This window comes from Actinoallomurus acaciae (assembly GCF_042429965.1).
Lineage (GTDB): Bacteria > Actinomycetota > Actinomycetes > Streptosporangiales > Streptosporangiaceae > Actinoallomurus > Actinoallomurus acaciae.
Genome location: NZ_JBHLZP010000084.1, coordinates 1 through 22,604 on the forward strand (window position 1 = coordinate 1; position 22,604 = coordinate 22,604).

Below are 22,604 nucleotides of genomic sequence, written 5' to 3' on the forward strand. Positions count from 1 at the left end.
GTGGGCGGGGACTGTGTGGGCGGGGACTGTGTGGGCGGGGACTGTGTGGGCGGGGACTGTGTGGGCGGGGACTGTGACGAGGGGGGCAAGGGCGCGCGGGCCCCATGGGGTGGGCGCTGGCTCCTGAGGCAGGTGTTGATCCCGCGACACGCCGGACGGCTTGCCTTCGGTGTGGGGCTGTCGGCTGCGAGCATGATGGCGCTCTGTGCCCAGCCAGCCGAGGAGCGGTGACGATCCAATGAGCGACGTACGGGCACGCGCGGATGCCGGTGACGAGCCCGGTTCGGTCGAGGTCTCGGCCGAGCCCGTGGTGCGGCCGCTCGCGGTCTCGGGCATCGTCGCCGCCATCTGGTGTGCCGGGCTCGGGCTGACCACGCTCACCACGGTCACGCTGATCGGCTGGATCGCCGCGCCGCGTACGGCGCTCGGCACCGGTCTGCCGGGTGTGTTCCGTACCGCGGTGAACTTCTGGCTCGTCTCGCACCATGCCGGCTTCTCGGTGCCGCATGGCCGGGTGGGTCTGCTTCCCCTCGGCCTGACCGTGCTGCCGGGCGCGCTGCTGTTCCGCGGCGGCGGGTGGATCACCCGCACCGGTCGCGTTCGCGGGCGGTACCGCATCGGTGTCGTGCACGCCGCGCTCGCGCTCGCCGTCCCGTACGCCGTGCTCGCCTTCCTGCTCGCCCTCCTCGCCCGTTCCAGCGTGGTCTCGCCGTCGGCGTGGCAGGCGCTCCTCGCGTGCTTTCTGCTCGCCCTCGTCGCCGGCGGGCTCGGCGCGGCGCGGGCCCTGGTCGCCTCGACCACGAAGCGCTCGCCGTGGGTGGCGATCTTCATGCTGCTGCCGCACCGCGCGCGGTCGCTCGCCGCCGGGGTGACCGGCGCCATGACCGTGCTCATCGCGTCCGGGCTGCTGATCTTCCTGGTCTCGCTGCTCTTCCACGTCTCGGAGCTGGCCGACATCTACGGCGTGCTCGGCACCGGCATCGTCGGCGGCGTTCTGCTGACCGTCGTCTCGATCACCTACCTGCCGAACGCCGCGATCTGGGCCGTGTCGTACGCCGTCGGCCCCGGGTTCGCGGTCGGCGCGGGTACGAGTGTGGCGCCGTCCGGCGTCTTCGTCGGCATGATCCCCTCGTTCCCGCCGCTCGCGGCGCTGCCGTCGCCCGGTCCGGCGCCGTTGATCTCCCTGCTCGCCCTGGCCGTGCCGTTCGCCGCGGGTGTCGCCGGAGGCGTGCTGACCGTCCGGTCCCTGCCGACCGCGGTGGGTGAGGCGGCGCCATTGTGGGGCTTCGTCTGCGGGGTGCTGACGGGCGGTGTGCTGGCGTTCCTGGCGGCGCTGTCCGGCGGACCCGTCGGTGGTGACCGCATGGCGGTCATGGGTCCCTCCGCCTGGCAGGTCGGCCTGATGGCGGCGCTCGAGGTCGGCGTCTCGGCCGCCATCGCCGCCTGGGCGGCGAACTGGCTTCTGCTGCGCCGCATGCCGCCGGCCGACGACGATGACGCGCCGGTGCCCGCGCCCGCCGCCGCACCCGCCAAGGTTCCCGACAAGGTGCAGTTCGAGGACCCGGAGCCGGTGCTGGCCACGATGGAGGTGCCGCCGCCGTTGCCCGACGGCGTGACGCCGATCGGAGAGCGGCAGCGGCTGCTCGGAGTCCCGCGCCCGCGCAAGGAGACCGATTCCGGCTCGGTCTCCCCGCTGCGCAAGCGCCCGCCGCGCGACCGCCCGCGCTGACGGCGTCCGGAGGTCAGAACATCGAGCGGTAGCGGTCCATCGACCCTGCCGGCAGGTGCAGCTTGCGTTCGATCTTCGGGAAGTAGCGGTCCTGGCAGGTCTGCTTGTCGGTGATCGTCAGCGCGGAGGAGCGGCAGTTCTCGTAGTCGCTGAACTCCGTCGCGACCATGGCGCCGATCGCGATGCCGGCCACGGCGAAGCACAGCCCGATCGCGCCGACGACGATGCCCCCGACGGCGCCCGGCGCGCGGGTGAGGACGCGCTTGGCACGGCGGCGGGCGCGTACGCCGGTGACGACGCCCGCGATCAGCAGTGCCAGGCCGAGCAGGGCGAGCCCCGGGATCGGCAGGAACAGCAACAGCAGGCCGATGATGCTCAGTGACAGCGCGCGCATCCCGCCGCGCTCCACCGGGGTGGGCGGCAGCGGGGGCGGGGGTGCGGAAGGTGGCGGCCCGGGAAGCTGGGTCTGCGGTCCGCTCTCGCCCGGTCCTTGGGCGTCGCTCACGATGTCTCCTGGTTCGATCCGGCTGCTCTTGGGGTCACGCTATGCGGCTGGGGTGCGGGCGCCGGCGGGTGGCCCGTCCCCGGGCGGCGGGCGGCGCGGAAGGAGGGCCTCGCCTCGATCACGGCTGTTGCCTCCTGGTGTCGGCTGAACCCGGCCGAGCGCCGGCCGATAGGCTGGTACGGCCCGCCAACCCGTACGTATCTCCTGGGAGTCACGGTGTCCGCCCGGCTCGTCGTCCTCGTCTCCGGCGCGGGGACCAACCTACAGGCGCTGCTCGACGCGTGTGCCGATCCAGCCTACGGTGCCCGAGTCGTGGCCGTGGGCGCCGACCGTGACGGTATCGAGGGGATCGCGCGGGCCGACCGCGCCGGAGTGCCGACGTTCGTCGTACGGGTCAAGGACCACGAGACGCGCGAGCGGTGGGACGCCGCTCTCACCAAGGCCGTCGACAAGTACGACCCCGACCTGGTCGTCTCGGCCGGTTTCATGAAGATCCTCGGCGCGCGTTTCCTCGACCGCTTCGGCGGCCGGGTGATCAACACCCATCCGGCGCTGCTGCCCGCCTTCCCGGGCACGCACGCCGCCCGCGACGCTCTCGATCACGGGGTCAAGGTGACGGGCTGCACCGCGCATTTCGTGGACTCCGGCGTCGACACCGGCCCGATAATCGCCCAGGAGGCGGTGCCGGTCCTCGACGACGATGACGAAGACACGCTGCACGAGCGGATCAAGGACGTGGAGCGTCCGCTGCTCGTGCGGACCGTAGGCCGCCTGGTCCGCGAGGGATGGACCATCGAGAGCAGCAGGAGAGTGAGGATCGGGTGACCCGGATCGCGATCAAGCGCGCGCTGATCAGCGTCTATGACAAGTCCGGCCTGGAGGAGCTGGCCACCGGCCTGCACCGGGCGGGCGTCGAGATCGTCTCCACGGGGTCGACCGCGGCCCGCATCGCCGACGCGGGCGTACCGGTCATGAAGGTGGAGAAGCTCACCGGCTTCCCCGAGTGCCTCGACGGCCGGGTCAAGACCCTGCACCCGAAGGTGCACGCCGGGCTGCTCGCCGACCGGCGCAACGCCGACCACGTTCAGCAGCTCGAGGACCTGCACGTCGAGCCGTTCGACCTGCTGATCTCCAACCTCTACCCCTTCGCGGAGACGGTCGCCTCCGGCGCCGGCCCCGACGAGATCGTGGAGCAGATCGACATCGGCGGGCCCGCGATGGTCCGCGCCGCCGCCAAGAACCACCAGAGCGTCGCCGTCGTCGTCGACCCCGCCTCGTACGGCGCGGTCCTGGACGCCGTGGGCCGCGGCGGTTTCGAGGTGGATGAGCGCAAGCGGCTCGCCGCGGCGGCGTACGCGCACACCGCCGCCTACGACGCCGAGGTCGCCTCCTGGTTCGCGAACCACTACGCGCCCGACGAGGTCGCCGAGGAGAGCGGCTGGGCGCCGATCGTCGCGAGCGTGTGGGACCGCAAGGCCGTCCTCCGCTACGGCGAGAACCCCCACCAGCGCGCCGCGCTCTACACCTCGCACGCCGGCGGGCTGGCCGAGGCCGACCAGCTCCACGGCAAGGAGATGTCCTACAACAACTACGTCGACGCCGACGCCGCGCGCCGCGCGGCGTATGACTTCGCCGAGCCGTGCGTGGCGATCATCAAGCACGCCAACCCCTGCGGCATCGCCGTGGGCGCCGACATCGCCGAGGCGCACCGCAAGGCGCACGCCTGCGACTCGCTGTCCGCGTACGGCGGCGTGATCGCCACCAACCGGTCCGTCTCGGCGGAGATGGCGCGCCAGGTCGCCGACATCTTCACCGAGGTGCTGGTCGCGCCCGCGTTCGACGACGAGGCGCTCTCGCTGCTGACCGTGAAGAAGAACATCCGGCTGCTCGTCTGCCCGGCGGGCCCGGCGGGGGTCACGGAGTTCCGGCGCATCGACGGCGGCCTGCTGACCCAGAGCACGGACAAGATCGACGCGGCCGGCGACGACCCCGCCGCCTGGGAGCTGAAGGCGGGCGCCGCGGCCGACGAGGCGACGCTGCGCGACCTGGCGTTCGCGTGGCGGGCGTGCCGTTCGGTGAAGTCCAACGCGATCCTGCTGGCGGCCGACGGCGCGACCGTCGGCGTCGGCATGGGCCAGGTCAACCGGGTCGACTCCGCGCGTCTGGCGGTCACGCGGGCCGGTGACCGCGCGTCGGGCTCGGTCGGCGCCTCCGACGCGTTCTTCCCGTTCGCGGACGGGCTGGAGGTGCTCACCGGGGCGGGCGTGCGCGCCATCGTCGAACCCGGCGGCTCCGTACGCGACGCCGACGTGATCGAGGCCGCGGAGAAGGCCGGGGTCACGCTGTACTTCACCGGCGTACGGCACTTCTTCCACTGATGTGCGTCTCGGCGGCGCCGGCGCGGTTCGCCGACACGATCCTGTATCACGGCCGCGTCCGGCGCCCCGAGCACGGGCTCGTGCACGTGCTCGGGTACCAGAACGTGGCGGCCAACCACGCCACCGGCCCGAACGCGATGCTGCTCCACCTGCCCGGCGTCGGCATGACGCAGGACAACTTCGTCGACACGAGCGGCGCCCGCCACATACTGCGGAACATGGTGCACGCGCTCGACCCGCCCACGCGGTCGTACGGCGCGGCGCCGGGCGGTGCGCCGGCGGGCGGCGCACCGCCTCCGGTCCAGGTGTTCGAGCACGACATCTACACGGTCGTGCTCGCGACGGACGCCTCGCTGATCCCCGACGCGCTCCGTCTCGTGCCCGAGCACCGCCGGATCCCGGTCAACCGCCCGCTGTTCGACTTCTACGCCCGGAGCTATCCCGGCCACGCGATCGCGCTGTGCTGCTTCGACAACCGCGACGCGGTCCGCTCCGACCCGCTCCTGCTCTGGTACGTCCCGCGACACCCCGACCGCCTCGAACTGCCCGCGGTCGACTGCCACACCGGAGGCGTCCCGCAGATCGGCGCCCCGGTGTGGACGGACCACTGGGTGATCCTGGGGACGGACGAGCCGGTGCCTGCCTCTGGGGCCTGGAGGTCCAGCCCTCCGCTGGTCTGGCTGGAGGCGGAGCGGCAGAGCCCGGCGGCTCCCTTCCTGCCCCGCGCGGTCGTCGGCCGGACCTACCGCGGCTCCTTCCCGAACGGCGACTTCATGATCTCGCAGGCGGACCTGATGGCGGGCCGGATGGAGGCGATGAGCCGGGTCGGGCCCGGCGGCGAGCCCCTGGGGCCCTTCCCTCCCCGGCCGGCTCCGCCGTCGTACGATCCGCCGCGCCGCCGCCACAGGTGGCCGTTCGGGCGCTGATCGCCGCCTGAGACAATGGCGCACGTGACCGCACAGATACTGGACGGCAAGGCGACCGCGGCGGAGATCCGTACGCGGCTCAAGGACCGTGTCGCGGCCCTGCGCGAGCGCGGCATCGTCCCGGGGCTGGGCACGGTGCTCGTCGGCGACGACCCGGGCAGCCACGCGTACGTCGCCGGCAAGCACCGCGACTGCGCGGAGGTCGGCATCGCGAGCATCCGGCGCGACCTGCCCGCGACGGCGACGCAGGAGGACGTCGAGGCCGCCGTCGACGAGCTGAACGCCGACCCGGCCTGCACCGGCTACATCGTGCAGCTTCCGCTGCCGAAGGGGCTGGACGAGCAGCGCGTGCTGGAGCGGATCGACCCGGCCAAGGACGCCGACGGCCTGCACCCGGTCAACCTCGGCCGCCTAGTGCTGATGCAGCCGGGCGCGCTGCCGTGCACACCGCGCGGCATCGTCGAACTGCTGCGCCGCTTCGAGGTGCCCATCCGCGGCGCCGACGTGACCGTGATCGGCCGCGGCGTCACCGTCGGCCGGGCGCTCGGCCTGCTGCTCGGCCGCCGCACCGAGAACGCGACCGTGACGACCTGCCACACGGGCACCAAGGACCTCGCCGCGCACACGCGCGGGGCCGACATCGTCGTGGTGGCCGCGGGCGTGCCCGGCCTCATCAAGCCCGACATGATCAAGCCCGGCGCGGCCGTGCTCGACGTCGGCATCACCCGTACGGACGCGGGGCTGACCGGCGACGTGGACCCCGGCGTCCGCGAGGTGGCGGGCTGGCTGGCACCGATGCCCGGCGGCGTGGGCCCGATGACCCGCGCCATGCTGCTCACGAACGTCGTGGAGGCCGCGGAGAAGGCCACCCCGGCCACCTGAAACGCCCACTGACGCCGCAGGGTGGGGAGGGGCGGTCGGCCGTGGCGCCGCTGACCTCGGCGGCGACTCTACGGACGGACGTTCCTCTCCCGCCCGGCACTTCCCGTCTCACCCGGGAGTCTCCCTCTCGTCGCCGGAAACGTTCCCCTCGCGCCGGGGATGTTCCCCTCGCGCCGGGGACGGGGACGGGGACGGGGACGGGGACGTTCCCCCCGCGCCGGGGACGTTTCCCTCCCGCCCGGGGGCTCCAGCCCACTTCTATTGTCTAGACGAGTAGTTCCGATGTGGTCAGTGGTCGAAGGCGGTCCGTGATCTGGTGACTGGTGCTCCGGTGTGGTGGTTGTGCCAGATCGCTGCGGCCATCGCCAAGACGCGCTGGGCGATCCGGGTGGAGACGCCCTCGAAGGTCCGCCCGCCGTGTTGTTCCAGGCCGAGCTGGCCTTTGAGGGTGTCGTTGACCGATTCGATCAGCTGCCGGACCGATTTCAGCAACGGTTCGCCCACTCGGGTCTTCTCGTGTTTGAACGATGGCCGCAACAGTGTGATCCCGCGATCCGCCAGGTCGGTTTCGAACTGGCGGGAGGCGAAGCCCTTGTCGGCGATGAGCAGCAGGCCGGGACGGTCGGTGGCCAGGTGCGGGTCGCGGTCCAGCATCGCGGTCAGCACGTCGCGTTCGTCGATCTTCGGGCTGGCCAGTGCCCAGGTGATCGGCATTCCGGCCGGCGTGCAGACCAGGAACAGGCGCAAGCCCCAGTAGAACCGCGAGTGCGAGCGGCAGTAGCCGTAGCCGGCCCACCCGGCCAGGTTCGAACGCATGACCGTCGGCCGCGAGCGTCCGCACTCTACCGGGGTGGAATCGGTGATCCACACGTCGTCGAACCAAAAGGCGGTGTCGGCGGCCAGCGCCTGGATCGTGCGTTTGACCAGCGGCAACGCTGCCCGCAGGTGTTTGTTGTAGCCGGGTCGCTTGGGCAGGTAGGGGAACATCCCGGCCAGCTGCGTCCGGGCGAAACGCAGCCAGCGGGCCTCGGAATGAAACCCCAACAGCACCTGAGCGACGGCCAGGCAGATGAGTTCGGAGTCGGTCAGCTTCGGTGGCCGGCCCAGCCATCGCGTTCCTTCCAACTCGTCATCGATCTTCACATACAGTGCAGTCAGGAGGGTGTTCAGGTCTTGCGTCACAACATGATCTTGAACGCCCTCTCTTCACGCCCACACACCGGCACACCTTCGGAACTACTCGTCTAGGGCCGGACGGCCTCTGGAGAAGGTCGGCGGGCCGCTGTAGATAACGGCCATTGCACGAGGCCACCGCCCCCAAAGCCACCACACGGGGGGCACAAGCCCACTGCACGGGGCCACCGTCCAAAGCCGCCGCAGGGCGCCGTCCAGGGCCACCGCATGGCTGCCGCACCGGCGACGCCGAGCCGCCGTTCGGCGGTGGCCCGACGAGTACGGTCGTCTTCCGGTTACGCCCTAACTGGCCGCCCGGCGGTTGGGTGCGCCGGGGGCGGCGGGGCGTCTTGGGGCGGGCTGGCGTGGGGCTCCGGCCGTTCCGCCGACAGTCCCGGCTCCGCCGCCCGGCCGGGGACCGTCCGGGCGCCGTGCGGTCTCCGGCGTACGGCCGCCCTGAGGTGGCACGTGCACCGGTGGCAGCGGGCGTACGAGGCCGAGCGCGATGACCTCGTTGGCCAGCCGGGTGCGCCGGTTGGCGCCCTCCGGGATGCGGAACTTCTGGTAGAGCCGCAGCAGATGCTGCTTGACCGCGGCCTCCGTCACGACCAGGTCGGTCGCGATCTCGCGTGCCGTGGCGGGCGCCACGAACGCCTCGTCGGACAGCGCCGGCCGGCACAGCGACGTGAGTACGTCGATCTCGCGTCGTGTCAGGTCGGGCGCGACGGCCCGGCGCAGCTCGACGTCGGGATCGACGTCTTCGCGCGGGATGCCGCCCATCCGGCAGCGGGCGGCGCCGAAGCTCACGACGTCGCCGTCTTCGAGGACGCGCCGAGCGATCGGCCGTCCGTTGACACGTGTGCCGTTGCGCGAGAGTCCGAGATCGACCACATAGACGTACGGGCCACGCCGGATCAACTCCGCGTGCAGCCGGGAGACGCTGGGCTCGTCGAGCCGGATGTCGACACCCCGCCCCCGCCCGATCGTGGTCACCTCGGGTCGCAGCGGCAGTACGGTGCCGCTCTCCTCGATCCGTATGAACGGGCCCTCCACGGCGGTCCCTCCCAGCTAGTTAGCGACCCCTGTCTGGCGGGTTACCCGGACCGGCCATGGTCACACCATCCTACTCGTCGGTAGGTACGAGTACGGCGGGAATCTCGGGGCATGACGAGCATTTTGGACTGGTAAGTCGGGGCCGCATTGACACCGTCGTGACAACCGAGACAAGAGTTCTCGACCGTATTGTCAGGGCCGGGCCACGGACGCGGCCCGCCCGGCGCTGCCAAGATAGGAGCCATGTCAGAGCCGTACGGTCCGCCTGAACCGGGCGGGTCGACCCAGCAGCCGTACGTCCCGGAGCCGCGCTCTGGGGCGACCGACAACGACGCGGGCGATCCGGTCGGCCCGTATCCGATGCCGGGACCCTCGACCCCGCCGTCCGTGCGCGGTGGTGACCGGGCGCGGCCACGCCCGGCGGTGCCGCGCTGGCTCGGCCGACTCCCGTACGCCTTCGTGCTGTGCGGCGTGGCGGCGGGCCTCGTCGTCGTGGCCACTAATCACTTTCGGCGAGGGAGCATGCTCATCGCCGCCTCGGTGTTCATCGGGGCGCTCGCGCGGCTGGTGCTGCCGGAGAGCCAGGTGGGCATGCTGGCGGTACGCCGCAGGTGGCTCGACGTCTTCCTCATGACGGCCGCCGCGGTCGGTATCACACTTGTCGCATTTGTCGCAAAGGGGTCCAGCGGCTGAATTACGTCGGCGCTCCGATAGCCTCATCAGCGAGCCCAACGAAGACTGCTGACCAGTGTGGAGCGCAAGAGCCGATCGTGCCCTCGCTACCACGGCGTAAGAAGGGACAGCTACAGCATGCCCAAGATCAAGGTAGCGGGCCCCGTCGTCGAACTCGACGGCGACGAGATGACGCGGATCATCTGGCAATTCATCAAGGACCAGCTGATCCTGCCCTACCTGGACGTCGACCTGCGGTATTACGACCTGGGGATGGAGCACCGGGACGCGACCGACGACCAGGTCACCATCGATGCCGCCAACGCCATCAAGGAGCACGGCGTCGGCGTCAAGTGCGCGACCATCACCCCCGACGAGGCCCGGGTGGAGGAGTTCGGCCTGAAGAAGATGTGGCGGTCGCCCAACGGCACCATCCGTAACATCCTCGGCGGCGTCGTCTTCCGCGAGCCGATCGTCGTCTCCAACATCCCCCGTCTCGTCCCCGGCTGGACCAAGCCCATCATCATCGGCCGCCACGCCCACGGCGACCAGTACCGCGCCAGCGACTTCGTCGTCCCCGGCCCCGGCAAGGTGACGATCGCGTTCGAGCCCGCCGACGGCTCCGAGCCGATGGAGTTCCAGGTCGCCGACTTCCCGGACGGCGGCATCGCGATGGGGATGTACAACTTCGACTCCTCGATCCGCGACTTCGCCCGCGCGACCATGCGGTACGCGCTCGACCGCAAGTTCCCGCTCTACCTCTCGACCAAGAACACGATCCTCAAGGCCTACGACGGCCGCTTCAAGGACCTGTTCGCCGAGGTCTTCGAGTCCGAGTTCAAGGCCGACTTCGAGGCCGCGGGCATCACCTACGAGCACCGCCTCATCGACGACATGGTCGCCCAGGCCCTCAAGTGGGACGGCGGCTTCGTCTGGGCGGCGAAGAACTACGACGGTGACGTGCAGTCCGACGTCGTCGCGCAGGGCTTCGGCTCGCTGGGCCTGATGACGTCCGTGCTGATGACCCCGGACGGCCGTACGGTCGAGGCCGAGGCCGCCCACGGCACCGTCACCCGTCACTTCCGCCAGCACCAGCAGGGCAAGCCGACGTCGACCAACCCGATCGCGTCGATCTTCGCCTGGAGCCGGGGCCTGGCCCACCGCGGCAAGCTCGACAACACCCCCGCGGTGACCGAGTTCGCCAACACGCTGGAGAGGGTCTGCATCGAGACCGTCGAGGGCGGCCAGATGACCAAGGACCTGGCGCTGCTCGTCGGCGGCGACCAGGGATGGCTGACCACCCAGGAGTTCCTCACCGCGCTGGATGAGAACCTGCAGAAGAAGCAGGCCTGACCCGGCTTTTCGCACTGACGGGGACGCCGCGGCCCGCCGTGGCGTCCCCGTTCGCGTACCCACGAAGACCGCCGGAAAGGCCGCACGATAGCCTGACCGATGGAATGTCTCGACGGCGAGAGACCTCCACGGAGTTTCTGCGCTCGGCGAGGACCTCGTACCGCAGGAGAAACCAACGATGACCGTCAATGTGACCGTGACCGGCGCCGCGGGCCAGATCGGCTACGCGCTGCTCTTCCGCATCGCCTCAGGGCAGCTTCTGGGACCCGACACTCCCGTACGGCTGCGCCTGCTGGAGATCTCCCCGGCCGTCAAGGCCGCCGAGGGCACGGCGATGGAGCTCAACGACAGCGCGTTCCCGCTGCTGGAGGGCATTGACGTCACCGACGACGCCAAGCGCGCCTTCGACGGCACCAACGTGGCGCTGCTCGTCGGGGCCCGCCCGCGGACGAAGGGCATGGAGCGCGGCGACCTGCTCGAGGCCAACGGCGGCATCTTCAAGCCGCAGGGCGAGGCGATCAACGCGGGCGCGGCGAGCGACGTACGCGTCCTGGTGGTCGGCAACCCGGCGAACACCAACGCCCTGATCGCCAAGAGCCACGCGCCCGACGTGCCGGCCGAGCGCTTCACCGCGATGACCCGCCTCGACCACAACCGCGCGATCGCGCAGTTGTCCAAGCGGCTCGACGCCGCGGTCGCCGACGTCAAGAAGATGACGATCTGGGGCAACCACTCCGCGACGCAGTACCCCGACATCTTCCACGCCGAGGTCGCCGGCCAGAACGCCGCCCAGGCGGTGAACGACGCCGACTGGCTGCGTGACACGTTCATCCCGACCGTCGCCAAGCGCGGCGCGGCGATCATCGAGGCGCGGGGCGCCTCCTCGGCCGCCTCCGCCGCGTCGGCCGCGATCGACCACGTGCACACCTGGGTCCACGGCACCTCCGAGGGCGACTGGACCTCCATGGCGGTCGTCTCGGACGGTTCGTACGGCGTGCCGGAGGGCCTCGTGTCCTCCTTCCCGGTCGTCTGCAAGGACGGCAAGTGGGAGATCGTCCAGGGCCTGGAGATCAACCAGTTCTCCCGCGACCGCATCGACGCCTCGGTGCGCGAGCTGGAGGAGGAGCGCGAGGCGGTACGCCAGCTAGGCCTCGTCTGACCAGCCGACGAACGGCCGCCGGGGCGCTCGCCCTCGGCGGCCGTTCGCGTTATTCGGCCTGGTCGCCCACTGCCGCGGCGCGACGCGCGCGGCGGAGGAGGTGGACGGCGGTGACGAGCGGCCCGGCGATCGCCAGCACGAGCAGGGGAATCCCGACCCAGCCGGGAATGGCCGTGCCCGTGCACTGCCCGTGATGCCCGGCCGAGTCGTCGACGTAGACGCACGTGCGGGTCGGCGAGAAGGCGACGAGCCCGACCGCGACCGCGAGCCCACCGGGCCACACCAGCAGCCCGACGACCTTGTCACGCAGCGTCCACCGCCGCGAGACGAGCAACATGACCGCCCCGGCCACCCACCCGGCCACCGGAACGATCACCCCTCCGACGAGGAGGAGGAACACCGTCAACGCGTCATACCGCCGCATGCGTCCCAGCATGACGGTTCCGACCCACCGGCCACGCCCGTTTCAGCGATCCGCCGAGGCGGACAAACCCGAACCGGGCCAGACCGCGTTCCGGCCACCGCCGTGTGGCGGCTCCAGCAGCGCAGCGTCGCAGACGCGGCGGCCGGTCGGTGACCTCGGGGTTCCGTACGGTGGCTTGGGTGGTGGCCCCGTGCGGTGGCTTTGGGCGGTGGTGTGCGGTGGTGTGCGGTGGTGTGCGGTGGTGTGCGGTGGCGGTTATCCACAGCGCCCCGCCGACCTTCTCCAGGGGCCGTCTAGCCCTTGACAATAGAAGTGGGCTGGAGCCCCCTGGGCGGGAGGGGAGTGTCCTGGGCGGGAGGGGAGTGTCCTGGGCGGGAGGGGAACGTCCGCTCGCGCGTGGTGTTGGGGACGGTGCTGCTGGTCAGGAGGAGCCGGTACGGGCTGTGCTGATCATCGTGGTGATGTAGGGCGTCGTGAAGCTGCCACCGATGGTCGCCGGGTACCTCATGGCAGAGCGGGACCTGGGCCGCCTCGCGGTCGACGCCGATGTCGGGATGCCGGCGAGCGCACTGATCGGGGCTGGGTACCTGACTGTTCGCCGTTCGCAAAGTACCCCCGCCGGAGCCCGAGCCCTCCGCAACGCGGTCCTCTCCGGAGCGATCTCGGACCAGCCGGCTGCGGGCGGCGCGTGGAGGTCAACGCAGGAGGGGCGGGCTCCGGTGTCCAAGGAAGCGCGGTTCGGCTCAACCGTGGCCGTCTGTGAGTGTTACAGCCAGTTTCTCCGTGTTATCGGACTGGCCGGTTTCAGGTAGTGCGTGAGGTTCAGTGCAGGCGGCGGGCTCCGGCGGATGGGGTTGCTTCCAGGAAGCGTGGCTTGGTCCAGCCGCGGCGGGTGTAGGCCTCCGTCACGGTCTCGCGTACTCGGTCCGCGTTGGCGGTCGGTGTCAGGGCGATGACCGAGCCGCCGAAGCCACCGCCGACCATGCGGGCGCCGCGGGCGCCCGCGCGTACCGACTCCTCGACCGCCACGTCGGCCTCCGGCCACGAGACCTCGAACTGGTCGCGCAGCGACAGGTGTGACGCCGTCAGCAGCGCCCCGACCTCCCCGACCGCTCCCGCGCGCAGCAGGCCGACCGTGGCCTCCACGCGGTGGTTCTCGGTGACCACGTGCTGGGTGCGGCGGCGCAGTACCGGGTCGCCTAGCCGGGACAGCGCCTCGCCCAGGTCGGTGACGTCGCGCAAGGCCGGTACGCCCAGCAGTTCGGCCGCCTTCTCGCAGGCCGCGCGGCGGTCGGCGTACCCGCCGTCCACCAGCTCGTGCTCGGCTCGTGTGTCGATGACCAGCAGTGTCAGCCCGGTCAGGTCGAGCGGCGCCTGCGTCGACAGGCCGCTGCGGCAGTCGAGCATCAGCGCGTGGCCCTCGGTGCACAGCAGCGACGCCGACTGGTCCATGATCCCGCACGGCATGCCGACGAAGTCGTTCTCCGCGCGCTGGGCGATGCGGGCGAGTTCGGGTCGCGGCACCTCGATGCCGTACAGGTCGCACAGCGCCACCGCGACCGCGCACTCCAGCGCCGCGGAGGACGACAGGCCCGCGCCCTGCGGCAGGTCCGCGTCGACCAGCAGCGACGCTCCGCCGACCTGGTGTCCGGCCTCGCGCAGCGACCACACGACGCCGGCGGCGTACGCGGCCCAGCCGTCCACCGAGCCCGGCACCGGGTCCGATACTTCGGCGGTCGCGGGCGACTGCAGCGAACGCAGGGCGAACACCCCGTCGTCGCGCCGTGCGGCGGCCACCGTGACGCCCTGGCGCAGCGCGAAGGGCAACACCAGGCCGTCGTTGTAGTCAGTGTGCTCACCGATCAGGTTGACCCGGCCCGGCGCGTGCCAGACCCCGTCCGGCTCGCGCCCGTAGGTCTCACGGAAGCTCATGTCACCGCTCCTCGAATCGAGGAGCGATCATAGCGGCAGGCCAGCGGGGAACAGCGGCTCGGTGGCCCGCTCCAGGACGATGCGGACGGCACCGGTCGCGACCGCCTCGTCCGTCCCCGGGACTCCTGCCACGGTCTCCGGGGATGCGGGCAGAGTCCGGCGGACGGCGCCGGTCGTGACCGCCTCGTCCCTCAGGGCTCCCGCCCCGATCTCCGGGAGGTTCGGGCAGAGTCCGATCGGTGCGGGGTTCGCACAGTCCGGCGATGATCAGGTCGTCGGCGCGTGACAGGCCGCCGTCCACCACGACCAGCGCGGACCTGCCCGGCCGGACCGGTCCGGCCCTGCCTGCGTCGGTGGCCGTGGAGAACGTGGCCGTGGAGAACGCGGGCGTGGAGAACGCGGGCGTGGAGAACGCGGGCGTGGAGACATGATCGTGGGGAATGACGCCGACCTGGCGGCCGTCGCCGAGCACTGGCGTGGCTCGGTCCGGCACATGCGCGACGCCGGGTCCTGCTCGCGGGCAACCGGATCGCCGCCGGCATCCTCATCGGCGGCCGGATCCAGCGCGGCCGCCGGGCGGGGCGAGCGAGCTGAAACCGCTTCGGGTGCTGCGCTGGGAGGGCGCCCCGGACCGACTGCTGGCCGCCGTGCCCTCGGCGGAGGATCTGGCGTCGGTGTTCGACGCGGCGCCCCGGCAGGCCGGTGGCCGTGGCGGCTGTGGACATCCCCAGGCCGGTCCAGCTGGGCAGTGCCGTGCACCAGGTCACCGCGCCGACGATGCTGGGCGCGCCGACCCCGACGGCGAGGAGGCGGCTGGACGGCGCGTCGCCCGACGCCGGGCAAGCGGTCAAGGGCTCGCGGTGGGTCGCCGCGAGCCGCCCGTCGGCGTTCCGCGACGGGCTCACCTCTGTGCGGAGGGCGTTGCGTACCCCGCCCTCCAGGTCGGCCAGGATGACGAGGATCGTGTGCACGGCGATGTTCGGCGCCGGCCATGAACCCCTCGTCGGCGGCGAACCCGGAAGCGCCGTGCCGGGCGTCCCGCGCCCCCGGGCTCCGGTGGCGGTTCCCGTACGACGCGATGGCGGACGACGCCCTCCACCGTCGGACGCGACAACCCGGTGGTCTCGCCGATCTCGCTCAGCGTCCGGGGCCGCGTGCGTGCAGGGCGAGCATGTCGGCGCAGACGTGGCAGGGTGTCGCCCTCTTCCGTGGCGCACCCCCTTGACTTCAGTATCGGCGGGCTCATTGTTAGACGAACTTCCTCTGACAAGTGAGGCGAGGCATGCCGGTCACGTTGGCGGTGGCAGGGGCGGGTATTCGCGGGCAGGCCTATGCGCGTCATGCTGCGGCGAGCGGGCGTGCCCGGGTGGTCGCGGTGGCCGAGCCGGACGAAGGTCGCCGTGCGGCGACTGCCGTCGAGCATGGCCTGGCGCCCGAGAACGTCTTCACCGACTGGCGTGACCTCGCCGCCCGGCCCAGGCTCGCCGATGCGATGATCGTTGCGACCCAGGACGCGCACCACGTCGAGCCTGCGGTCGCCTTCGCCGGGCTCGGCTACCACCTGTTGCTCGAGAAGCCGATGGCGCCCACCGAGGTCGAGTCGCGAAAGATCGCCGAGGCGGTCGAACGGTCCGGTGTCATGCTCGCCGTCTGCCACGTCATGCGCTACTCCGCCTACACCCGTGCGCTCAAGGGCCTGCTCGACCAAGGGCGGATCGGCGACGTGATCAACGTCCAGCACCTGGAACCGGTCGGCTGGTGGCACTTCGCCCACTCGTTCGTACGCGGCAACTGGCGCAGCGAGCACGGGTCCTCGCCGATGCTGCTCGCCAAGTGCTGCCACGACGTCGACTGGCTCGCCCACGTCATCGGGCGGCCGGCGCGGCGCGTGTCCTCCTTCGGCGGTCTGATCCACTTCCGGCCGGAGAACCGTCCCGCCGGGGCGGCCGACCGCTGCCTGGACTGTGTGGTCGAGCCCGACTGCCCGTACTCCGCCCCACGCATCTACTTCCGCTTCGCCGGCGACCCGGAGCAGCGGGGATGGCCGCACACCGCGCTCACCGCCGACACCTCGCCGGAGGGCGTACGCGAGGCGCTGCGCACCGGCCCGTACGGGCGATGCGTGTACACCGGCGACAACGACGTCGCCGACCAGCAGGTCGTCATGATCGAGTACGAGGGCGGCGTCACCGCCTCGCTCACCGTCACGGCGTTCACGCCCATGAGCTCCCGCCGGACCCGTGTCTTCGGCACGCACGGCGCCATCGAGGGCGACGGGCACCGCCTCACGGTCCACGACTTCGTCACCGGGCGGCACGAGACCGTCGAGACCGGCGATGACAAGGCCGTCCTCGACGGCGGGCACGGCGACGCCGACCAGGCGCTGGTGGAGGCGTTCGTCGCGGCCCTCGACACCGGAGACCCGACATCGCTGCTCACCGACGCGCGCGCCTCCCTCGACAGCCACCGGCTCGTCTGGGCCGCCGAGCGCGCGCGGCACACCGGGACCGTCGTGACCATGCGGGAGCCCGACGCCCCTCGATAGAAGCGACCACGAACCCCGCACGACGGCCGCGGCGCCGGCCGGCGGCTGCTCGTCGGCGGACTCCGCGAGCCGACCATCAAGGCCATGTTCGAGGAGCGGATCGGTGCGGTGGCAGAGCAGCCCCACGTTCCGGCGACGCCACCGTGGCGGTCCGGCAGGACGCCTACGCCGCCCTGACCCGGCTCCAGGCCCGAGCGGGGATCAGGACCGGATGAACTCCCACGCGTCGGCCACCATCGCCCGCAGGTCGCGCTCGGGCTTCCAGCCCAGCCGGTCGGTGATCTTGGCGGAGGAGGCGATCAGCACGGCCGGGTCGCCGGGTCGCCGGGGGCTCTCGGCCGCCGGGATCGGTTCGCCGGTGACCTCGCGGCAGACGTCGATCACCTCGCGCACGGAGTAGCCCGAGCCGCTGCCCAGGTTGAAGATCTCGTGTTCGCCGGGCGCGCAGGCGTCGAGGGCGAGCAGGTGCGCCACGGCCAGGTCCACGACGTGGATGTAGTCGCGGACGCAGGTGCCGTCGGCGGTCGGGTAGTCGGTGCCGAAGATCGAGACCGACTCGCGCCGCCCGAGGGGAACGGCGAGGACGTTGGGGATCAGATGCGTCTCGACGGTGTGCCGCTCGCCGTACGCGCCGTACGCCCCGGCGACGTTGAAGTAACGCAGGCTGACCCCGCCGATCCCGTACAGGCGGGCGTACTCGGCGAGGGTCGTGTCGATGGCGAGCTTGGACGCGCCGTACGGGTTGGTCGGCCGTGTGGGATCGGTCTCGAGGATGGGGGTGCGCTCCGGCTCGCCGTACGTCGCCGCCGTGGAGGAGAAGACGATGCGCGGGGTGTGGTGCGCGCGCATGGCGTCCAGCAGGGCGAGTGACTCGCCGAGGTTCTTGTCCCAGTACAGGCCGGGCTTTTCCACCGACTCGCCGACCAGGGACTTGGCCGCGAAGTGCAGGACGCCGTCGAAGCCCTCCGAGAGCACGTCGCCGGCCGCCTCACGGAGCGTCGCGCGGACCAGCGGGGCGCCCGCCGGAACCGCGTCGGCGTGCCCGGTGGAGCAGTCGTCCAGCACGACGACCTCGTGCCCGGCCTCCAGCAGTTGCGCCGCGACGACGCTGCCGATGTAGCCGGCGCCCCCCGTGACGAGAAGCTTCATCAGGAACCTCCGAGAAGACCCTGGCCTTCAGGCCGGGGAGGAAACGGGCGCTTGCGGAGCGGGAGCAGGAGAGGCCGACCCGCCGCCGCGGGTGGCCGGCGTGCCTGCGCCAGGTCCGTAGGTTGTCACAGGCCGATGGTAGCCGTGGGCCGCGGCCACCCATGTGAAGCGGGTGTTCCACCCGGCCGCCCGCCGACGGCGGCGCAGACGGCGGGGCAGAAGGCGGCGCCGACGGCGGGGCAGAAGGCCGAAGAGTCGGCTTACCTCGACGAGTAATCATGAACGGGTACGCTTACAGGCCTAGTCGTTCCGACAACCCACCAGGACATGGACGCCCCACATAGACACCGGCGCTCCCCATGACGGGAACGCTCGCGAGCGCCGCCATCGTCTTGGCGCTCATTCTGGTCGAGGCGCTGTTCGTCGCGTCCGAACTCGCCCTTGTCTCACTCCGTGACAGCCAGGTCCGCCGGATCGCCGACCGCGGCCGCCGTGGCGCCGCCGTGGCCCGGCTGGTCAGCGATCCCAACCGGTTTCTGGCGGTCGTGCAGATCGGCGTCACCCTGACGGCGCTGCTCTCCTCGGCGTACGGCGCCGTGACGCTGTCCGACACCGCCAAGAAGGCCCTGGTCGAGCACACCGGGATGTCCCCGGGGCTCGCGGGGTTCGTGGGGGTCGTCGGAGTCACGCTGGTCATCTCCTACGTCACGCTGGTCGTCGGCGAGCTGGCACCCAAGCGCCTGGCCCTGCAGCGGGCCGAGGGCGCGGCGTTGCTCGTCGGACCGTTCCTCGACCGGATGGCGATCATCTCGCGTCCGGTCATCTGGCTGCTGTCCAAGTCCACCAACCTCGTCGTGCGGATGCTGGGCGGCGACCCGGGGGCCTCCCGCGAGAAGATCACCGCCGAGGAGGTCCGCGCGCTGGTGGCGGGCACCACCGAGATCGCCCCGGACGAGCGGAACCTCATCGAGGAGGTGTTCGCGGCCGGGGAGCGCCAGTTGCGCGAGGTGCTGGTGCCGCGTACCGAGGTGGAGTTCCTCGACGCCGCCACGCCACTGTGCAAGGCGGCCCAGGTCGCCGCCGGCAGCCCGCACTCGCGCTACCCGGTCTACCGCGAGTCCCACGACGACGTCGTCGGGTTCGTGCACGTCCGTGACCTGCTCGACCCGCAGCAGTCCGGCCTCTCGACGCCCGTCGGCGACGTCGTACGGCCCGTGCTCTACCTGCCGGCCAGCAAGCGTGTGCTGGCCGTGCTGTCGGAGATGCGGCGCGAGGGCCATCACCTGGCGATCGTCGTGGACGAGTACGGCGGTACGGCCGGGATCGTGACCCTGGAGGATCTCGTCGAGGAGCTGATCGGCGACATCCGCGACGAGTACGACGTCGAGGACGCCCAGGCGCGGCGGCTGCACGGCGGCGCGCTGGAGGTCGACGGCCTGCTGAACATCGACGACTTCGCCGACGAAACCGGCATTGAGCTGCCCGAAGGCCCGTACGAGACGGTCGCCGGATACCTCATGGCCGTTCTCGGTCATCTCCCTCAGGTAGGGGAGATGACCATGGTCGGCGGGCATCGTCTCTCTGTCACCGAGGTGGACGGGAGGCGGGTCGCGCGGGTGCGCGTCACTCCTCCGCCGGTCGCCGAGCCGGTCCCTGAGCCGGAGCCCGACGAGTCCTGAGAGAATTCACGTATGCCCACCGAGCCGAATCCGCCGTCCACCCGGCCGGACGGCGCGCGCCCGCGCGTCCTGTCCGGCATTCAGCCGACCGCTGACTCGTTCCACCTCGGCAACTACCTCGGCGCGCTGCGCCAGTGGGTCGCCATGCAGGACACGCACGACGCGTTCTACTGCGTCGTCGACCTGCACGCGATCACGGTCCCGCAGGACCCGGCGGTGCTGCGGCGGCGCACCCGGGTGGCGGCCGCGCAGCTGTTCGCGATCGGGATCGACCCCGAGCGCAGCACGCTGTTCGTGCAGAGCCACGTGCGCGAGCACGCCGAGCTGGCGTGGATCCTGGGCTGCCTGACCGGGTTCGGCGAGGCGAGCCGGATGACGCAGTTCAAGGACAAGTCGGCCAAGCAGGGCACCTCCGCGACCTCGATCGGCCTGTTCACCTACCCGGTGCTCCAGGCCGCCGACATCCTGCTCTACCAGGCCGACCAGGTGCCGGTGGGCGAGGACCAGCGGCAGCACCTGGAGCTGACCCGCACGCTCGCACAGCGCTTCAACCACCGGTTCGGCGAGACGTTCGTGACGCCGGAGGCCTTCATTCCCGAGGCCACCGCGAAGATCACCGACCTGCAGGAGCCGACGGCCAAGATGAGCAAGTCCTCATCGTCGCCGCAGGGCATCCTCGACCTGCTCGACGAGCCGGGCCCGCTGCGCAAGAAGGTGATGCGCGCGGTGACCGACACGGGCACCGAGATCGTCGCCGACGAGGAGAACAAGCCCGGCGTCACCAACCTCCTGCGCATCCACTCCGCGCTGAGCGAGACGTCCATCCCCGACCTGGAGCGCCGGTACGCGGGCCAGGGGTACGGCGCGCTGAAGAAGGACCTCGCCGCGGCCGTGCTCGACACGTTCACGCCCATTCGCGAGCGCACCGAAAAGCTCCTCGCCGACGAAGCACAGCTCGATCGCCTGCTGGCCCGCGGCGCCGACCGTGCGAGCGCGGTCGCCCGGCAGACCATGGACGCCGTTCGCGATCGGGTCGGGTTCCTGGGCCGTGCCTGACCCGGCGGAGCGCACCATCGGGGTGGCCATCCCGATACCCGACCCGTACGGCCGGGAGCTCCAGCGGTCACGTGAGGCCTTCGGCGATCCCCTCGCTCCCTCGATCCCGACGCACATCACGCTGGTGCCGCCCCTGCGGATCGCCTCGGCGGCGCTGGAGGGGATCGAGGAGCACCTGCGCGCGGTGGCGGCGCGGGAGCGCCCGTTCCGGATCATGCTGCGGGGCACGGGGACGTTCCGTCCGGTCTCGCCGGTGGTGTTCGTCGCGCTGGCCATGGGGATCAGCGAGTGCGAGCACCTGGAGCTGCGCATACGCCGTGGCCCGTTCGACCACACGCTGAACTTCCCCTACCACCCGCACGTCACCGTCGCCCACCACCTGGCCGACGACCTGCTCGACCGGGCGTTCAAGGAGCTGTCCGAATACGAGGCGGACTTTCCGGTCTGGGGATTCTCGCTTTACGAGCACGGTGCCGACGGAGTCTGGCGGCCGCGACGCGACTTCACGTTCGGCGCGGGCGTTTCGGGATGATGCCGACTTCAGGTTTTGGTTTTTGAATCTTTGCGCCCCGCCGGGGTAGTCCGTCGAAATGACGGCGGTCCTGGACAGTGTGCGCCAGTGGGTCGGCTCGGCCGAAGAAGGCGTGAAGCGCGTGCTGCGCCGGGCGCGCGCCCGCTGGCGTACGGTCGACCATCTCGGCCGCGCCTACATCCGGTACCGCGACCAGCGCGGCGACCGGATGGCCGCGGCCCTGACCTTTTACGGCTTCCTGTCGTTCTTTCCGCTGGTCGCCCTGGCGTTCGCCGTCACCGGCTACATCGTGGCGATCAGCCCGCACGCGCGCGACGCCGTCGCCAAGGCGATCGACCAGATCGTGCCCGAACTGGCCCATCGGCTGCCGGTCGACCAGATCGCCGCGGCCAAGGCGGGCGCGAGCGTGTTCGCCCTCCTCGGGCTCGCCTGGAGCGGCCTCGGCTGGATGGGGGTCTGGCGCGAGTCGCTGCGCACGATCTGGCAGGGCGCCGAGGGCGAGGGCAACCCGGTCGTCAACCGGCTGCGCGACCTCGGCGTGCTGTGCCTGCTCGGCCTCGCGCTGCTCGCCTCGGTGACCCTTTCCTCGGCATCCTCCGCGGCCACGCACGCCGTGCTCGGCTGGCTCGGCCTCGCGGACGTGACCGGCGCCGGCACCCTCCTGCGGCTCATCGCCCTGTCCGTCGCCGTCGTCGCCGACGGCCTGATCTTCTTCATCCTGTTCACCACGCTCGCCGGCACCAAGGCGTCCTGGCGTCACCTGCTGCGCGGATGCCTGTTCGGCGCCATCGGGTTCGAGGTGCTCAAGATCGTCGGCGCCCTGTTCATCGCGCACACCCTGCGGAACCCGGTGTACGCCTCGTTCGCCGTGATCGTCGGGCTGCTGGTGTGGATCAACCTCGCGTCGCGGTTCATCCTGTTCACCGCCGCGTGGACGGCGACCCGCAGGGTGATCCTCGCGGCGGACGGCAAGCGGCCCGAGGAGAACGGCGAGGACAAGAAGGACGAGAGGGATGAGAAGGACGCGGAAGAAGACGCTTGACGGTCAGGGCCGCGCGGGTTCGTCGCCGTACGGCTCGTCCGGGGCCGTCGTGTCCCCGCCGTCCGTGCCGTTCCCGTCGACGGGGTCGAACGGGCCGCGCGGGCTCCGGTCCTTGCGGCGGTCGGTGACGGTGTCCTCCGCCGCGTCGTCTCGTGCCGGGTCCCCGGCCGTCGCCGTGCCGGCGTCCGTGTCCTCGCCGGACGCGGTCTCCGGCTCGTCCTGCGTCGGGTTCGGCATCGTCGACCACGAGTCCGGACGGTCGCGGTCGCCCGGGTTCAGGGGCGCGCCGGCCACCTTCACGTCTCCGGGCGGGGTGCGCCGAGTGCGCGGCGGTTTCGCGTCCGGTGTCTCGTCCGCGGGCCGGTGACCGTCGCCCTCCTCGTCCGCGCGCGGCGTGTACGGGTCCGGTCCGGCC

General features: G+C 71.5%; 21 protein-coding genes. 14 read left to right on the forward strand and 7 right to left on the reverse strand.

Annotation, left to right across the window (positions count from 1 at the left end; all coding sequences use genetic code 11):
- The first annotated feature begins 238 nt into the window (after positions 1 to 238).
- Positions 239 to 1,729, forward strand: coding sequence for a cell division protein PerM (locus ACFFNX_RS14070; protein WP_378200717.1), 1,491 nt, complete (start codon positions 239 to 241; stop codon positions 1,727 to 1,729).
- Between the two features lie 13 nt (positions 1,730 to 1,742).
- Here ACFFNX_RS14070 and ACFFNX_RS14075 read toward each other — a convergent pair whose 3' ends face one another.
- A complete protein-coding gene (locus ACFFNX_RS14075; RefSeq protein ID WP_378200720.1) occupies positions 1,743 to 2,234 on the reverse strand; it encodes a hypothetical protein in 492 nt (163 codons plus the stop codon).
- A 216-nt stretch (positions 2,235 to 2,450) separates the two neighbouring features.
- Here ACFFNX_RS14075 and purN point away from each other — a divergent pair, with 216 nt between their 5' ends.
- Genes purN through ACFFNX_RS14095 form a run of 4 tightly spaced genes read left to right on the forward strand, consistent with a single transcriptional unit; the run spans position 2,451 to position 6,420 of the window.
- The gene (gene purN / locus ACFFNX_RS14080; protein WP_378200723.1) at positions 2,451 to 3,059 is read left to right on the forward strand and encodes a phosphoribosylglycinamide formyltransferase; all 609 of its coding nucleotides are present in this window, start codon (positions 2,451 to 2,453) and stop codon (positions 3,057 to 3,059) included.
- Positions 3,056 to 4,612 (forward strand): bifunctional phosphoribosylaminoimidazolecarboxamide formyltransferase/IMP cyclohydrolase, encoded by a 1,557-nt coding sequence (gene purH / locus ACFFNX_RS14085; RefSeq protein ID WP_378200726.1) that lies wholly within the window; start codon positions 3,056 to 3,058, stop codon positions 4,610 to 4,612. The genes purN and purH overlap by 4 nt, the downstream gene beginning before the upstream one ends.
- The gene (locus tag ACFFNX_RS14090) at positions 4,612 to 5,538 is read left to right on the forward strand and encodes a hypothetical protein (RefSeq protein WP_378200729.1); all 927 of its coding nucleotides are present in this window, start codon (positions 4,612 to 4,614) and stop codon (positions 5,536 to 5,538) included. Before purH ends, ACFFNX_RS14090 begins: the two co-directional genes overlap by 1 nt.
- Before the next feature lie 24 nt (positions 5,539 to 5,562).
- A complete protein-coding gene (locus ACFFNX_RS14095) occupies positions 5,563 to 6,420 on the forward strand; it encodes a bifunctional methylenetetrahydrofolate dehydrogenase/methenyltetrahydrofolate cyclohydrolase (protein ID WP_378200732.1) in 858 nt (285 codons plus the stop codon).
- A gap of 288 nt (positions 6,421 to 6,708) precedes the next feature.
- On the opposite strand, the gene ACFFNX_RS14100 is transcribed toward ACFFNX_RS14095, so the two are convergent.
- A complete protein-coding gene (locus ACFFNX_RS14100) occupies positions 6,709 to 7,602 on the reverse strand; it encodes an IS982 family transposase (RefSeq protein WP_378200735.1) in 894 nt (297 codons plus the stop codon).
- 294 nt (positions 7,603 to 7,896) lie between these two features.
- Positions 7,897 to 8,646 (reverse strand): FHA domain-containing protein, encoded by a 750-nt coding sequence (locus tag ACFFNX_RS14105; RefSeq protein ID WP_378200737.1) that lies wholly within the window; start codon positions 8,644 to 8,646, stop codon positions 7,897 to 7,899.
- 243 nt (positions 8,647 to 8,889) lie between these two features.
- Between ACFFNX_RS14105 and ACFFNX_RS14110 the strand changes: the two genes are divergently transcribed.
- From ACFFNX_RS14110 to ACFFNX_RS14120, 3 genes are all read left to right on the forward strand, one after another.
- Positions 8,890 to 9,339: a DUF3017 domain-containing protein gene (locus tag ACFFNX_RS14110; protein ID WP_378200740.1), complete on the forward strand. Its 450-nt coding sequence runs from the start codon at positions 8,890 to 8,892 to the stop codon at positions 9,337 to 9,339.
- 117 nt (positions 9,340 to 9,456) lie between these two features.
- Positions 9,457 to 10,671 carry an NADP-dependent isocitrate dehydrogenase gene (locus ACFFNX_RS14115; protein ID WP_378200743.1) on the forward strand — a complete coding sequence of 405 codons (1,215 nt, stop codon included), beginning with the start codon at positions 9,457 to 9,459 and terminating at the stop codon, positions 10,669 to 10,671.
- A gap of 178 nt (positions 10,672 to 10,849) precedes the next feature.
- The gene (locus ACFFNX_RS14120) at positions 10,850 to 11,830 is read left to right on the forward strand and encodes a malate dehydrogenase (protein ID WP_378200746.1); all 981 of its coding nucleotides are present in this window, start codon (positions 10,850 to 10,852) and stop codon (positions 11,828 to 11,830) included.
- A 49-nt stretch (positions 11,831 to 11,879) separates the two neighbouring features.
- Here ACFFNX_RS14120 and ACFFNX_RS14125 read toward each other — a convergent pair whose 3' ends face one another.
- Both ACFFNX_RS14125 and galK read right to left on the reverse strand, forming a co-directional pair.
- Positions 11,880 to 12,254: a hypothetical protein gene (locus tag ACFFNX_RS14125; RefSeq protein ID WP_378200749.1), complete on the reverse strand. Its 375-nt coding sequence runs from the start codon at positions 12,252 to 12,254 to the stop codon at positions 11,880 to 11,882.
- An 822-nt stretch (positions 12,255 to 13,076) separates the two neighbouring features.
- Complete coding sequence (galK, locus tag ACFFNX_RS14130) at positions 13,077 to 14,186, reverse strand: galactokinase (RefSeq protein WP_378200752.1); 1,110 nt, start codon at positions 14,184 to 14,186, stop codon at positions 13,077 to 13,079.
- Positions 14,187 to 14,449: 263 nt separating this feature from the next.
- Between galK and ACFFNX_RS14135 the strand changes: the two genes are divergently transcribed.
- Both ACFFNX_RS14135 and ACFFNX_RS14140 read left to right on the forward strand, forming a co-directional pair.
- A complete protein-coding gene (locus tag ACFFNX_RS14135) occupies positions 14,450 to 14,617 on the forward strand; it encodes a hypothetical protein (RefSeq protein WP_378200754.1) in 168 nt (55 codons plus the stop codon).
- Positions 14,618 to 15,468: 851 nt separating this feature from the next.
- Entirely contained in the window at positions 15,469 to 16,731 is a 1,263-nt protein-coding gene (locus tag ACFFNX_RS14140) for a Gfo/Idh/MocA family protein (protein WP_378200757.1), read from the forward strand.
- A gap of 201 nt (positions 16,732 to 16,932) precedes the next feature.
- Here ACFFNX_RS14140 and galE read toward each other — a convergent pair whose 3' ends face one another.
- Complete coding sequence (gene galE, locus ACFFNX_RS14145) at positions 16,933 to 17,880, reverse strand: UDP-glucose 4-epimerase GalE (RefSeq protein WP_378200760.1); 948 nt, start codon at positions 17,878 to 17,880, stop codon at positions 16,933 to 16,935.
- Positions 17,881 to 18,239: 359 nt separating this feature from the next.
- On the opposite strand from galE, the gene ACFFNX_RS14150 reads away from it, so the two are divergent.
- Genes ACFFNX_RS14150 through ACFFNX_RS14165 form a run of 4 tightly spaced genes read left to right on the forward strand, consistent with a single transcriptional unit; the run spans position 18,240 to position 22,189 of the window.
- Positions 18,240 to 19,559: a hemolysin family protein gene (locus ACFFNX_RS14150; protein WP_378200763.1), complete on the forward strand. Its 1,320-nt coding sequence runs from the start codon at positions 18,240 to 18,242 to the stop codon at positions 19,557 to 19,559.
- A 12-nt stretch (positions 19,560 to 19,571) separates the two neighbouring features.
- Positions 19,572 to 20,615, forward strand: coding sequence for a tryptophan--tRNA ligase (gene trpS / locus ACFFNX_RS14155; RefSeq protein WP_378200766.1), 1,044 nt, complete (start codon positions 19,572 to 19,574; stop codon positions 20,613 to 20,615).
- Positions 20,608 to 21,147, forward strand: coding sequence for a 2'-5' RNA ligase family protein (locus ACFFNX_RS14160; RefSeq protein WP_378200769.1), 540 nt, complete (start codon positions 20,608 to 20,610; stop codon positions 21,145 to 21,147). The genes trpS and ACFFNX_RS14160 overlap by 8 nt, the downstream gene beginning before the upstream one ends.
- 58 nt (positions 21,148 to 21,205) lie before the next feature.
- Positions 21,206 to 22,189, forward strand: a complete 984-nt coding sequence (locus ACFFNX_RS14165; protein ID WP_378200772.1) for a YihY/virulence factor BrkB family protein — start codon at positions 21,206 to 21,208, stop codon at positions 22,187 to 22,189.
- Between the two features lie 3 nt (positions 22,190 to 22,192).
- Here ACFFNX_RS14165 and ACFFNX_RS14170 read toward each other — a convergent pair.
- Positions 22,193 to 22,604, reverse strand: a 412-nt coding sequence (locus ACFFNX_RS14170; protein WP_378200775.1) for a hypothetical protein, incomplete at its 5' end; no start/stop codon positions are given.